Source organism: Pseudomonas sp. TWP3-1 (genome assembly GCF_049896625.1).
Classification (GTDB): domain Bacteria; phylum Pseudomonadota; class Gammaproteobacteria; order Pseudomonadales; family Pseudomonadaceae; genus Aquipseudomonas.
Map to the genome: position 1 here is coordinate 99,004 of NZ_JAFCUQ010000007.1, position 12,153 is coordinate 111,156.

Consider the following 12,153-nt stretch of genomic DNA (forward strand, 5'->3'; position numbering starts at 1 on the left):
GATGCTTCACAAACTTCCGCAGATTAGAAGCCTATGTCCCTGATAGTTCTACTGCTTCTGCCTTTTGTGGGCAGCTGTCTGGCAGCCGTGCTGCCGCACAACGCGCGTAACGCTGAATCCCTGTTGGCCGGATTGGTCGCCCTGATCGGCACCGTTTCGGTTGCAATGATGTACCCGCAAATCGCCGATGGCGGCGTGATCCGCGAAGAATTTGTCTGGCTTCCCAGCCTCGGCCTGAACTTCGTTCTCCGCATGGACGGCTTCGCCTGGCTGTTCTCGATGCTGGTGCTCGGCATCGGCACTCTCGTCTCTTTGTATGCGCGTTATTACATGTCGCCGGATGACCCGGTGCCGCGTTTTTTCGCGTTTTTTCTGGCGTTCATGGGCGCGATGCTCGGGCTGGTGATCTCCGGCAACCTGATCCAGATCGTATTTTTCTGGGAGCTGACCAGCCTCTTCTCGTTCCTGTTGATCGGTTACTGGCACCATCGCCACGATGCCCGCCGTGGCGCGTACATGGCGCTGATGGTCACCGGCGCGGGAGGATTATGCCTGCTGGCGGGGGTCATGATTCTCGGCCATGTGGTTGGCAGCTATGACCTCGACAAGGTCCTGGCCGCCGGCGATCTGATTCGCGCACATGCCCTCTACCCTGTTCTCCTACCTCTGATTCTTATTGGCGCATTGAGCAAAAGTGCGCAGTTCCCCTTCCACTTCTGGCTGCCCCACGCCATGGCGGCGCCAACTCCGGTTTCGGCTTATCTGCACTCGGCGACCATGGTCAAGGCCGGGGTGTTCCTGCTTGCGCGTTTGTGGCCTTCGCTGTCGGGCAGTGAAGAATGGTTCTACATCGTCAGTGGTGCGGGGGCCTGTACGCTGTTGCTCGGCGCGTATTGCGCGATGTTCCAGAACGACCTCAAAGGCTTGCTGGCCTACTCGACCATCAGCCATCTCGGCCTGATTACTTTATTGCTGGGTCTGAACAGCCCGTTGGCCGCTGTGGCTGCGGTGTTCCACATCCTGAACCACGCGACGTTCAAGGCCTCGCTGTTCATGGCTGCCGGGATCATCGACCACGAAAGTGGCACCCGCGACATCCGCAAGCTTAACGGTCTGTTCAAACTGATTCCGTTCACCGCGACACTGGCGATGGTCGCCAGCGCCTCGATGGCCGGAGTACCGCTGCTCAACGGTTTCCTGTCGAAAGAGATGTTCTTCGCCGAGACCGTGTTCATCAACGCCACGGCGTGGGTGGAAATGACCCTGCCTATCGTTGCGACCATCGCCGGCATGTTCAGCGTTGCCTACTCGCTGCGCTTCACTGTTGATGTGTTCTTCGGCCCGACTGCCACCGACCTGCCGCACACACCCCACGAACCACCACGCTGGATGCGTGCGCCGGTGGAACTGCTGGTGTTCACCTGCCTGCTGGTGGGGATTTTCCCGGCGCAGATCGTCGGCCCGCTACTCGCCGCGGCCGCGCTGCCAGTGGTTGGCGGCGTGCTGCCTGAATACAGTCTGGCGATCTGGCACGGCTTGAATGCGCCGATGATCATGAGCCTGATCGCCATGTCCGGCGGCATCGTCCTGTACCTGTTGCTGCGCAAACAGCTCAAACTCGGGCGCTTCAAGTACCCGCCGCTGGCGGGGCGCCTCAATGGCAAGCGCATGTTCGAGCGCAGTCTGGTAGTGATGATGCGTCTGGCCCGTCGTCTGGAACGGCGGATCGGCACCAAACGCCTGCAATCGCAGCTGTTCCTGATGGTGCTGGCGGCGGTGCTCGCCGGGCTGATCCCGATGCTGCACAGCAGCCTGAGCTGGGGCGACCGGCCGAAGATTCCCGGCTCCATTGTGTTCGTGACCTTGTGGCTGCTGGCGATTGCCTGCGCCCTCGGTGCCGCGTGGCAAGCCAAGTACCACCGTCTCGCCGCCCTGACCATGGTCAGTGTTTGCGGGCTGATGACTTGCGTGACTTTCGTCTGGTTCTCCGCGCCGGATCTGGCCTTGACGCAACTGGTGGTCGAGGTGGTGACCACGGTGTTGATCCTGCTCGGCCTGCGCTGGTTGCCGCGACGTATCGAAGAAGTCTCGCCATTGCCGAGCAGCGTGCGCAGGGCCAAGGTCCGACGTCTGCGTGACTTGCTGTTGTCGATTGCGGTCGGTGCCGGCATGGCGCTGCTGTCTTACGCGATGCTCACCCGGCAAACGCCGAACGACATTTCCTCGTTCTACCTCAGCCGTGCGCTGCCCGAGGGTGGCGGCAGCAACGTGGTCAACGTGATGCTGGTGGACTTCCGTGGTTTCGACACCCTCGGCGAAATCACCGTACTGGTGGCGGTGGCGCTGACCGTGTTCGCCCTGCTCCGGCGTTTCCGCCCACCGAAAGAAAGCCTGCAACTGCCAGCCCAGCAACGCCTGCTCGCACCGGACGTGGTCACCGACCTGGTCAACCCGCGTTCGGCCAGCGACACCGCGCTCGGTTTCATGATGGTGCCGGGAGTGCTGGTGCGCCTGCTGCTGCCGATTGCACTGGTGGTGTCGTTCTACCTGTTCATGCGCGGGCACAATCAGCCGGGCGGCGGTTTCGTTGCCGGTCTGGTGATGTCGGTGGCGTTCATCCTGCAATACATGGTCGCCGGCACGCAGTGGGTCGAGGCGCAAATGAGCCTGCGTCCGCTGCGCTGGATGGGCACCGGTCTGCTGTTCGCCACGGCCACCGGCCTCGGCGCGATGGTCGCCGGGTATCCATTCCTGACCACGCACACCTGGCATTTCAGCTTGCCGATTCTGGGTGACATCCACGTCGCCAGTGCGCTGTTCTTCGACATCGGCGTGTATGGCGTGGTGGTCGGTTCGACATTATTGATCCTCACCGCCCTCGCCCACCAATCGGTGCGTGGTCACAAGACTGCATCCCTGCCCAAATCCGTCGCCACCAAAGGAGCCGTCTGATGGAAGAAGTCATCGCAATCGCCATCGGCGTACTCGCCGCGTCTGGCGTGTGGCTGATCCTGCGGCCACGGACGTTCCAGGTGGTGATGGGCTTGTGCCTGCTGTCTTACGGCGTCAACCTGTTCATCTTCAGCATGGGCAGCCTGTTTATCGGCAAAGAGCCGATCATCAAGGACGGCGTGCCGCAGGATTTGCTCAATTACACCGATCCGCTGCCGCAGGCCCTGGTACTCACCGCGATCGTCATCAGCTTCGCCATGACCGCGCTGTTCCTCGTGGTGCTGCTGGCGTCGCGTGGCTTGACCGGCACCGACCATGTAGACGGCCGGGAGCCTAAAGAATGATGGCGATGACCCACTTGATCGCCGCACCGATTCTGCTGCCGTTGCTGACTGCCGCGATCATGCTGATGCTTGGTGAAAAGCACCGACCGCTGAAGGCCAAGATCAATCTGTTCTCCAGTCTGCTCGGCCTGTTCATTTCGGTGCTGCTGCTGCAATGGACCCAGACCACAGGCGTTCCCGGCTCCATCGGCGTGTACCTGCCGGGCAACTGGCAGGTGCCGTTCGGCATTGTGCTGGTAGTCGATAGATTGTCGGCGTTGATGCTGGTGCTGACCGGGATCATCGGCGTCAGCGCGCTGCTGTTCGCCATGGCACGCTGGGATGGCGCGGGGTCGAGTTTCCACGCGCTGTTCCAGATTCAGATGATGGGTTTGTACGGCGCGTTCCTGACGGCGGATCTGTTCAACCTGTTCGTGTTCTTTGAAGTGTTGCTCGCCGCATCTTACGGCTTGTTGCTGCATGGCTCGGGGCGCTCGCGGGTGTCGTCCGGGCTGCATTACATCTCGATCAACCTGCTGGCGTCGTCGCTGTTTCTGATCGGCGCGGCGCTGATTTACGGCGTGACCGGCACATTGAACATGGCCGATCTGGCGCTGAAGATTCCGCTGGTACCGGAAGCTGATCGTGGCTTGTTGCACGCCGGCGCAGGGATTCTGGCAGTAGCGTTCCTGGCCAAGGCCGGCATGTGGCCGCTGAATTTCTGGCTGGTGCCAGCCTATTCTTCGGCGAGTGCACCGGTGGCGGCGATGTTCGCGATCATGACCAAAGTCGGCGTCTACACCTTGCTGCGTTTGTGGACGCTGCTGTTCTCCAGCCAGGCCGGGGCGTCGGCGTACTTCGGTGGTGAATGGCTGATCTACGGCGGTATGGCGACCATGGTTTGCGCGGGCGTGGCGATCATTGCCGCGCAGCGACTGGAACGCATGGCCAGCCTGAGCATTCTGGTGTCGGCGGGGATTCTGCTGTCGGCAGTGGGTTTCGCCCAACCGAAGCTGATCGGCGCGGCGCTGTTCTATCTGGTCAGCTCGACTCTGGCACTGAGTGCATTGTTCCTGCTGGCCGAGTTGATCGAGCGTTCGCGTTCGGCCAACGAAATCCCGCTGGAAGATGAAGGCGGTTACCTGCCGCGTCCACAGGAGTCGTTGCAACCGCCCAAAGGCATCAACCTCGACGACGAGCAGAAAGCCGTGGTTGGCCAGGTGATCCCGTGGACCATGGCGTTCCTCGGCCTGAGCTTCATTGCCTGCGCGCTGCTGATCATCGGCATGCCGCCGCTGTCCGGGTTTATCGGCAAGCTCAGCTTGATCGGCGCCCTGCTCAATCCTTTGGGTCTCGGTGCAGACGAGCCGATCTCGAATGCAGCGTGGGCGTTGCTGGCGCTGTTGATTCTCACGGGGCTGGGTTCGCTGATGGCGTTCTCCCGCCTGGGCATCCAGCGTTTCTGGACGCCTGAAGAGCGCCCATCGCCGCTGCTGCGCAAACTCGAATGCGCGCCGATCTTCCTGCTACTTGGTCTGAGCATCCTTCTTACCTTCAAGGCCGAGCCGCTGTTGCGCTACACCCAGGCAGCCGCCGATGCGCTGAATAATCCGCAGCAGTACGTGATGGCGGTGCTCGGCACCCGCGTGGTGCCAAGTCCGGAAGCCAAAGCCGCGATGCTCGAGGTGCAGCCATGAAGCGTCTGTTTCCTGCACCATGGCTGTCGCTGGCTCTGTGGCTGCTGTGGCTGGTACTCAACGTGTCGATCAGCCCCGGCAACATCCTTCTGGGTGCCGTGCTGGGCTTCTGCGCGCCGTTGATGATGCGCAAGTTGCGCCCGCAACGGGTGCGCATCCGCCGCCCGGGCGTGATCCTGCGTCTGTTCCTGTTGGTCGGGCGCGACGTGATCGCTTCCAACCTTGCCGTGGCCTGGGGCGTACTCAATGCTGGTCGCCGCCCGCCGCGCTCGCGCTTCATCAAGGTACCGCTGGATTTACGTGACGCCAACGGTCTGGCGGCGCTGTCGATGATCACCACAGTGATTCCCGGCACCGTGTGGTCGGAGCTGGCACTGGATCGCAGCATCTTGCTGTTGCACGTTTTCGATCTGGATGACGAGGCGCTATTCATCCAGCACTTCAAGGTCACTTACGAGCGACCGTTGATGGAGATTTTCGAATGAGCCCGCTGCTGTCGAACGCGATCCTGCTGACGCTGTTCCTGTTTTCTCTGGCCATGGTACTGACGCTGATCCGCCTGTTCAAAGGCCCGTCGGCGCAGGATCGGGTACTGGCGCTGGATTATCTGTACATCGTCGCCATGCTGATGATGCTGACGCTGGGGATTCGGTATTCCAGTGACACCTACTTCGAAGCGGCGCTGCTGATCGCGCTGTTCGGCTTCGTCGGCTCGTTTGCCCTGGCGAAATTCCTCCTGCGTGGCGAGGTGATCGAATGAACGCGGAACTGTCTCTGTGGGTGGAAATTCCAGTGGCGATCCTGCTGGTACTCAGCGGTATTTTTGCGTTGCTCGGTGCGGTCGGTTTATTGCGCATGAAGGATTATTTCCAGCGTATGCATCCGCCGGCGCTGGCTTCAACGATTGGCGCCTGGTGCGTGGCGCTGGCCTCGATCATCTGTTTTTCCGCGCTGAAGTCCGGCCCGGTGTTTCACGCCTGGCTGATTCCGATTCTGCTGTCGATCACCGTACCAGTGACCACGCTGCTGCTGGCGCGGGCGGCGTTGTTCCGCAAGCGCATGGCCGGCGACGACGTGCCGGCGGAAGTCAGTAGCCGGCGCACTGAAACCGGTAGCTAACCGGTCAAACCCAAGCCACCGCCAACAACCCGGCTCCCAACACCAGACACAATGGCGAGTAAACCCAAGTGTCGAGCCGGGCAAACCGCGAGCCTTTCACTTCCTTGAAAAAACCTACCAGATTCGAATCACCAATCGCCCGAGCAAACATCAACAGCGCAATCGCGCTGATCACCCATTGCAGCGCCGAATGATGCACCGCCGGCAACCACCACCCGACACGCAAACACACCAGCAGCGCAATCACCAATAACGCTGCCGCCACCAGAAACGTCATCCAGCCACGCGGCTTGAACGCAGGCCGCAACTTCGGCCCACCGCCCTCCACCGGAATTTGCGGCACCGCGGCCACCGCCGCCCACTGCCCACCCAGCGCCCAGTACACATGCACCAGACTGATTACCGCGAAAGTCGTCACCAGCCATTGAGCCAACACAAAGGTCATGGTCGAGAATCCTTGAAAGGGATTTGAACAAACTATCCTAGTCGGCTTTTTTTGATGTGCACGACCGGCCGGCAGTGGGGTAAAGTGCCGCCCCATGAAATTCTCCCGTTCCGATCGTTCACTACTGGCCTGGATGCTTTATTGCTGCGTCCTGTTCAACGTGTTCGCCTGCAGCATCGGTCACGGGCAAATGGTCGGCATGCAGCTCAACGGTATCGGCGGCCAGTTCTGCGCTGTCGACCCGAGCACCCAGGCGCCGCTCGCCAGCAATCCTTCTGAAGAACAATTGCCGACGCTGGCCAAGGCCTTTGGTTGTCCGCTGTGTTCCACCGGCGGCATGGGCCCGGCATTCAACTCCAGCCTGACCTTGGCGATCCTGCCGGAACAACACAGCCCGCCGCTGCCGCTGATTGTCAGCCCCGATCTGCCTGCCCGCTTCATCTGGCCTTCGGCCAACCCGCGCGCCCCGCCGCTCGCCTGAGTGTCTTTGCCTTTTTGATTTGTCAGCCCACTGCGCCAACGCGCGGCGTTCGCCTGTGCCCTGACTCCTAGACAAGCATTCAGGATTCAAACGATGAAACAACTTACCTTGCTGGCGAGCCTGTGCGGCTGCCTGTCCGTCAACGCCTGGGCGCAATCCACCGTGGATCTGGCGCCAATCACCATTGATGGCGAATCCGCTGCTGAACCGGGTTTGAGCCTCGAGCAATCCAGCGGCATGGCCTCACGCCTCGGTCTTAGCGTTCGTGAGACCCCCGCCTCAGTCGCTATCGCCAACCGCAACGACATCGAACGCCATGGCGCGCAGAACTTTCAGGACGCCGCCAACACCCTGCCCGGGGTCAACGCCAGCGCCCCGCCGGGGTTTGGCGGGTTCGTTTCCTATCGCGGCTTCACCAGCAGTCAGATCACGCAGATGTTCAACGGCATCAACGTCTCCGGCGGACTGGCACGGCCCGTGGATTCGTGGATTTATGACCGGGTGGAACTGGTCGGCGGCCCGTCCTCGCTGATCAACGGCGCAGGCTCGGTGGGTGGTTCGCTCAACTACGTGACCAAACTCGCGACCCGGGACGAGCAGGCCATCGAAGGCCGAATCAGCTACGGCACCTATGACACCACGGAAACCGCGTTCGGCCTGAATCATGCTCTCACCGAACCCGGCGCCGACGTACAGCACTACGCGCGCCTCGACGTCAGCCACAACACCAGCAACGGCTACATCGATCGGCAGGAGCGTGATGCATGGAGTGTCGCGTTCTCACTGCTCAGCGACCTGACGCCGAGCCTGTCGCACACCCTCGCCGTGGAATATCAGGACGAACAGGAAGACAGTCCGTACTGGGGCACGCCAGTGCTCAATCCCAAGGCTGGCGAACTGAAGATCGACAAGCACAACCGCTTCAACAATTACAACGTCGAGGACGGGCGCTACGAGCAACGCACTATCTGGCTGCGCTCGATCATCGACTACCGCATCAACGACAGCACCACCCTGCGCAACACCCTGTACCACCTCGACAGCCAGCGCGATTACCGCAACCTCGAAACCTACCAATACAACGCCGACAACAGCGCGGTAAATCGCTCCACTGCCTACCAGGTTCGGCATCAGGGTGAACAGAACGGCAACCAGTTCGAACTGCGCCATGACAACACGCTGTTCGGCCTCGATACCACTTGGTCCGGCGGCTTCGAGTACAAGGTCAGCCAGACCACCAACTCGCCACTCAACATCAAAGGTGCGAACAGTGTCGACCCGAACAACTATCGACCGGGGCATTTCTATGACATTCCCGGCACCAAACCAGGCTTCGTCAGCGACAAGACCAACGAGGTCACGACCAAAGCGTTGTTCGCCGAAAACCGCCTGGCATTGACCGACAAGCTGGCGCTGCTCACCGGCCTGCGCTACGACGACATCGACCTCGACGTGACTAACCACCGCACGGTGACCGCTGCCAACCCGCGCCATATGAAACGCAGCTGGGAGCCGGTAACCGGGCGCGTCGGTCTGACGTATCAATTCATTCCTTCAGCCAATGTGTATGTGCAATACAGCACCGCCGCCGAACAGCCGAGCGGCACGCAGGACTTCGATGTTTCGACCGGCAAACAATGGGAAATAGGCAGCAAGTTCGACTACCTGAATGGACGTGGTTCGGCGACGGTTGCTGCTTACGCCATCGAGCGCAAGGACTTCGCCGTGACTGATCCGCTGGATCCGACCAGCAGCATTCCGGTCGGCCAACAGACTTCGAAGGGGATCGAGATCGCCAGTTCGCTGCGCCTCACCGACAAATTGCTGGCAGAGGGCAATTTCGCCTGGGTCAATGCACAGTACGACGAATTCAACGAGAAGAACGCGGCTGGCGTGGTGGTTTCGCGCAAGGGCAATACACCGACCAACGTGCCGGATCGGGTTGGCAATCTGTGGCTGACCTACGACTTTTCGCCGAAGTGGCAAGGAGGGGTTGATGCGCGGTACGTGGCGTCGGTGTTTGCTGACAATGCCAACACCATGACCGTGCCGTCTTACACGTTGTTTGGCAGCTTCCTGAGCTACAAGGTGGATTCGCACACCACCGTGACTGGCCGGGTGCGCAACCTGACGAATGAGGTGTATGCCGAGTTTGCGCACGTATCGCCGGCGTATTACCTCGGGACACCGCGCACCTTCGAGCTAGCGGTACAAACCAGCTTCTAAAAAGCATCGCCAACAGGCTGGCTCCCACAGGGAAATACATTCCATTGTGGGAGCCAGCCTGCTGGCGATGAGGCCAGCGGCCTCACCTGCTATTTCAGATCAGCCGAAACCTTGTCCGCCACATCCTTCGGCACCCACGCCTGCCACACATCCGGATGCGCCTTCATGAATGCCACCGCGGCCTCGCGAGGCGCCGTGTGCTTCTCGCTCATCTCGGCCAGCGCCTTGTTCAACGGCTCAATCGGAAAATCGACCTTGCTGAAAAACTCTGCGATCTCGGGATGCTGCTTCTGAAACGGCGCAGACACACCAATCGACAACTTCGAAGCCAGCGAACGCGTCGGCTTCGGATTCGGGTTATCCGCATCGGTGAGCGTCTTCCACGCCTCGGCATCGAACGGCGGTTCTTCGAGCTGGATCAGTTTGAATTTACCGAGCAACGGCGTCGGTGACCAATAGTAGAACAGCACCGGCTTACCACGGCGGATCGATGAGCTGATCTCGGCATCCAGCGCCGCGCCGGAACCACTGCGGAAATTGGTGAAGTCGTCCTGCAACCCGTAGGCGGTCAGCTTTTGCTTGTTCACCACTTCCGAGGTCCAGCCAATCGGGCTGTTGAGGAAGCGCCCCTTGTTCGGATTCTCCGGATCCTTGAACACGTCTTTGTACTTCTTAAGATCACTGACGCTGCGCAGATCCGGCGCCAGCGGCTTGATGCCCTTGGCCGGATCGCCCTTGATCACGTATTCCGGCACCCACCAGCCTTCGGTCGCGCCCTTGACCGTATCACCGAGGCTGATGACTTTGCCCTCGGCTTCAGCCTTGACCCATACCGGACTGCGCCCCGCCCACTCCTCGCCAATCACTTGAATGTCATTGTTGGCCAGCGCGGTTTCCAGGGTGATGGTGGTGCCCGGCAGCGTATCGGTCGGCAGGCCGTAGCCTTTCTCGACAATGATGCGCAGTACATCGGTGATCAGACTGCCGCTTTCCCAGTTCAGGTCGGCGAAGTGGATGGGCGCCGGCGCAGCATTCGCCGCTGGCACCACCGCCAACACGCCCAGCGTGGCCAGACAGGCAGCCAGGAACCGTCGAAATCCGTTCATGCTTTTGCACCTCGTGCTGTTCACAGCAATAGCAGGATGGCCTGACAGAAGACCGCAAGCCTCTGAATACTCAGTCAACTGACTGTAGACGAGGTTCCTGGTTTTTCCGGGGCATGCTGCGGACGAGGTTACGTTTCAGACTTTTCCTTCAAGCTTTGCAGCTCGCGTCTGACCATGCTGGCGTACTCCGCCGGCTGCAAGCTGTAGATCTGCGATGCGACCCAGCCAAGCCAGGCGCCCTGCATGTCGGCCTTGGCAGCAAACAGTCGCTGAGCTTCGACCCGGGCGCTGTCGAGATTCTGCAAATGGAAATCGGCGCGGCTCACTCGCTGGCCTTGAACGTGACGAGTTCACCCTTGCGCCACTTGGCCGCCTTGGCGGTCACGGCTTTCAAAGTCTTGGTCAGACCTTCCTGCAACTGCTCGTTTGCAGCGAACACGGTGACCACGCTGTGGCCTTCCTTGAACAGGATCGCTTGACCATCGGCAGTCGTGACAAAGGCGTAATCGCCCAGACCATAAACCGTCAGTTTGATCTCGCGAAAGCGCAGATCCAGCTTGCCGCCTTCACGGCTGGGCAGGACTGCAGCGCTGAAGTGATCACCGACCTTGAGCTTGAGACCCGGCTTGTCGTCGACCACCAACGCCGACTCAGTGTCGATCTCGGCAACGTAAATGCCTTCGGCGTTTTGCTCGGTGATGTAAACAAAACGCGACTGGAACAGCTTGACCAGCTTTGCACGCAAATCACCCAGCACGAACAAAGCATGCATATCGAGGTTACTGACTGCCAAAGAAACATCCCCACACTTGAAAAGAGTGCCTGCGCGAAAAGCGCGCACGGCAGAAATAACGGCCAGGCCGACGGTGTTACCGAATCAATCAAATAAAAACCTGAACCGAGCAGAGTGCCGATTCATCGCGAGGTTCCCAAGACTACTGGAATGTCACTCGCGAAACCCACAAAGACGTTCTCCAAATGTTGAAGAACCGCGCTTCCATGCAGGCCAGAGAAACTGACTACAAACTTTAGGGAAAAAACTCAGTAAGAAAAGCACGTTTCCGACATATCGCAGGCAAAAAATTGCTTTAGATAACGCCATGCCGTCAACCGCTGTTGGCGATTCTAGAGCAGCGACGCTGTTCGCGACTACCCGTAACAGCCTGTAAATGCGGGCCAATCCATGAAAAGGACTTCATATGTGCACTCTGAGCCATCTGTTTTTGCCCGCAAACGCCAAAGCCAGCGCCCCTTTAACGATGCATATCGAAGGTTTGCAAGGGCTGCGCGCGGAGGATCAATGCGGTCAACCGCCCTTGTTTCAGGTGATTCCAGCCGGAATTGGTTTCTTTCATATCAAGGAAATTTCCACCGGACGTGTCAGAGGTTTCCGCGAAGATCACAACAAGGCTTGCGCTCTCGCCCGCGCGCTTGAATCGCAGATCGAACTCCTGGCCAGTGACCGCCTCAGATGAAAGAGAGATTGACCGCGCCACCCCGGCGTCTGCCAAAGGAGCACATGATGCAATTGCCTACTTATGATCTGAAGACCCTGTTCGATCAACTGGGACTGCCTTCTGAGGGCACCGCCATTGATGATTTCATCGAATCGCACCCGCTGGATGCCGAGACCAAATTGATCGATGCCGACTTCTGGACCCCGCAACAGGCTCAACTTCTCAAAGAGTGGTTACGGGCTGACGGTGAGGAGGCGATCGTAGTCGATGAGCTGAACGTGCGTCTGCACGACGGCACATAACCGCGATCAGTGCAGGCTGTCGCCGACAGCGACCGCCGTGCACGG

At 60.0% G+C, this 12,153-nt stretch carries 14 protein-coding genes; 10 read left to right on the forward strand and 4 right to left on the reverse strand.

The window, feature by feature from the left end:
- The first annotated feature begins 33 nt into the window (after positions 1-33).
- The 6 genes from ACP7BN_RS11995 to ACP7BN_RS12020 are packed head-to-tail and all read left to right on the forward strand — an operon-like array spanning position 34 to position 6,091.
- Positions 34-2,952 (forward strand): monovalent cation/H+ antiporter subunit A, encoded by a 2,919-nt coding sequence (locus ACP7BN_RS11995; RefSeq protein ID WP_426204289.1) that lies wholly within the window; start codon positions 34-36, stop codon positions 2,950-2,952.
- The gene (locus ACP7BN_RS12000) at positions 2,952-3,296 is read left to right on the forward strand and encodes a Na+/H+ antiporter subunit C (RefSeq protein ID WP_003192163.1); all 345 of its coding nucleotides are present in this window, start codon (positions 2,952-2,954) and stop codon (positions 3,294-3,296) included. Before ACP7BN_RS11995 ends, ACP7BN_RS12000 begins: the two co-directional genes overlap by 1 nt.
- Positions 3,293-4,972: a monovalent cation/H+ antiporter subunit D gene (locus ACP7BN_RS12005; RefSeq protein ID WP_426204291.1), complete on the forward strand. Its 1,680-nt coding sequence runs from the start codon at positions 3,293-3,295 to the stop codon at positions 4,970-4,972. Before ACP7BN_RS12000 ends, ACP7BN_RS12005 begins: the two co-directional genes overlap by 4 nt.
- Positions 4,969-5,457 carry a Na+/H+ antiporter subunit E gene (locus tag ACP7BN_RS12010; protein WP_426204292.1) on the forward strand — a complete coding sequence of 163 codons (489 nt, stop codon included), beginning with the start codon at positions 4,969-4,971 and terminating at the stop codon, positions 5,455-5,457. The genes ACP7BN_RS12005 and ACP7BN_RS12010 overlap by 4 nt, the downstream gene beginning before the upstream one ends.
- Positions 5,454-5,732: a K+/H+ antiporter subunit F gene (locus tag ACP7BN_RS12015; RefSeq protein ID WP_003225959.1), complete on the forward strand. Its 279-nt coding sequence runs from the start codon at positions 5,454-5,456 to the stop codon at positions 5,730-5,732. The genes ACP7BN_RS12010 and ACP7BN_RS12015 overlap by 4 nt, the downstream gene beginning before the upstream one ends.
- Positions 5,729-6,091, forward strand: a complete 363-nt coding sequence (locus ACP7BN_RS12020) for a Na+/H+ antiporter subunit G (RefSeq protein ID WP_420649652.1) — start codon at positions 5,729-5,731, stop codon at positions 6,089-6,091. Before ACP7BN_RS12015 ends, ACP7BN_RS12020 begins: the two co-directional genes overlap by 4 nt.
- A gap of 4 nt (positions 6,092-6,095) precedes the next feature.
- On the opposite strand, the gene ACP7BN_RS12025 is transcribed toward ACP7BN_RS12020, so the two are convergent.
- Positions 6,096-6,536, reverse strand: a complete 441-nt coding sequence (locus tag ACP7BN_RS12025) for a DUF3995 domain-containing protein (protein WP_426204294.1) — start codon at positions 6,534-6,536, stop codon at positions 6,096-6,098.
- Between the two features lie 94 nt (positions 6,537-6,630).
- On the opposite strand from ACP7BN_RS12025, the gene ACP7BN_RS12030 reads away from it, so the two are divergent.
- The gene (locus ACP7BN_RS12030; protein WP_420649650.1) at positions 6,631-7,017 is read left to right on the forward strand and encodes a DUF2946 domain-containing protein; all 387 of its coding nucleotides are present in this window, start codon (positions 6,631-6,633) and stop codon (positions 7,015-7,017) included.
- Between the two features lie 93 nt (positions 7,018-7,110).
- Positions 7,111-9,243: a TonB-dependent receptor gene (locus ACP7BN_RS12035; RefSeq protein WP_426204296.1), complete on the forward strand. Its 2,133-nt coding sequence runs from the start codon at positions 7,111-7,113 to the stop codon at positions 9,241-9,243.
- 89 nt (positions 9,244-9,332) lie between these two features.
- On the opposite strand, the gene ACP7BN_RS12040 is transcribed toward ACP7BN_RS12035, so the two are convergent.
- The 3 genes from ACP7BN_RS12040 to ACP7BN_RS12050 all read right to left on the reverse strand — a co-directional run bounded on the left by ACP7BN_RS12040 (position 9,333) and on the right by ACP7BN_RS12050 (position 11,142).
- Positions 9,333-10,349 (reverse strand): ABC transporter substrate-binding protein, encoded by a 1,017-nt coding sequence (locus ACP7BN_RS12040; protein WP_426204298.1) that lies wholly within the window; start codon positions 10,347-10,349, stop codon positions 9,333-9,335.
- Between the two features lie 128 nt (positions 10,350-10,477).
- Positions 10,478-10,675 (reverse strand): hypothetical protein, encoded by a 198-nt coding sequence (locus ACP7BN_RS12045; RefSeq protein WP_420649647.1) that lies wholly within the window; start codon positions 10,673-10,675, stop codon positions 10,478-10,480.
- Positions 10,672-11,142 carry a hypothetical protein gene (locus ACP7BN_RS12050; protein WP_426204300.1) on the reverse strand — a complete coding sequence of 157 codons (471 nt, stop codon included), beginning with the start codon at positions 11,140-11,142 and terminating at the stop codon, positions 10,672-10,674. Before ACP7BN_RS12050 ends, ACP7BN_RS12045 begins: the two co-directional genes overlap by 4 nt.
- A gap of 466 nt (positions 11,143-11,608) precedes the next feature.
- On the opposite strand from ACP7BN_RS12050, the gene ACP7BN_RS12055 reads away from it, so the two are divergent.
- Complete coding sequence (locus tag ACP7BN_RS12055) at positions 11,609-11,824, forward strand: hypothetical protein (protein ID WP_420649774.1); 216 nt, start codon at positions 11,609-11,611, stop codon at positions 11,822-11,824.
- A 47-nt stretch (positions 11,825-11,871) separates the two neighbouring features.
- The gene (locus tag ACP7BN_RS12060; protein ID WP_426204302.1) at positions 11,872-12,108 is read left to right on the forward strand and encodes a DUF2789 family protein; all 237 of its coding nucleotides are present in this window, start codon (positions 11,872-11,874) and stop codon (positions 12,106-12,108) included.
- The last annotated feature ends 45 nt before the right edge of the window (positions 12,109-12,153 follow it).

Bases quoted from the DNA above. Each gene is read 5' to 3' on its own strand.
- ACP7BN_RS11995 (WP_426204289.1), top strand. From the start codon at position 34: ATGTCCCTGATAGTTCTACTGCTTCTGCCTTTTGTGGGCAGCTGTCTG.
- ACP7BN_RS12000 (WP_003192163.1), top strand. From the start codon at position 2,952: ATGGAAGAAGTCATCGCAATCGCCATCGGCGTACTCGCCGCGTCTGGC.
- ACP7BN_RS12005 (WP_426204291.1), top strand. From the start codon at position 3,293: ATGATGGCGATGACCCACTTGATCGCCGCACCGATTCTGCTGCCGTTG.
- ACP7BN_RS12010 (WP_426204292.1), top strand. From the start codon at position 4,969: ATGAAGCGTCTGTTTCCTGCACCATGGCTGTCGCTGGCTCTGTGGCTG.
- ACP7BN_RS12015 (WP_003225959.1), top strand. From the start codon at position 5,454: ATGAGCCCGCTGCTGTCGAACGCGATCCTGCTGACGCTGTTCCTGTTT.
- ACP7BN_RS12020 (WP_420649652.1), top strand. From the start codon at position 5,729: ATGAACGCGGAACTGTCTCTGTGGGTGGAAATTCCAGTGGCGATCCTG.
- ACP7BN_RS12025 (WP_426204294.1), bottom strand. From the start codon at position 6,536: ATGACCTTTGTGTTGGCTCAATGGCTGGTGACGACTTTCGCGGTAATC.
- ACP7BN_RS12030 (WP_420649650.1), top strand. From the start codon at position 6,631: ATGAAATTCTCCCGTTCCGATCGTTCACTACTGGCCTGGATGCTTTAT.
- ACP7BN_RS12035 (WP_426204296.1), top strand. From the start codon at position 7,111: ATGAAACAACTTACCTTGCTGGCGAGCCTGTGCGGCTGCCTGTCCGTC.
- ACP7BN_RS12040 (WP_426204298.1), bottom strand. From the start codon at position 10,349: ATGAACGGATTTCGACGGTTCCTGGCTGCCTGTCTGGCCACGCTGGGC.
- ACP7BN_RS12055 (WP_420649774.1), top strand. From the start codon at position 11,609: ATGCATATCGAAGGTTTGCAAGGGCTGCGCGCGGAGGATCAATGCGGT.
- ACP7BN_RS12060 (WP_426204302.1), top strand. From the start codon at position 11,872: ATGCAATTGCCTACTTATGATCTGAAGACCCTGTTCGATCAACTGGGA.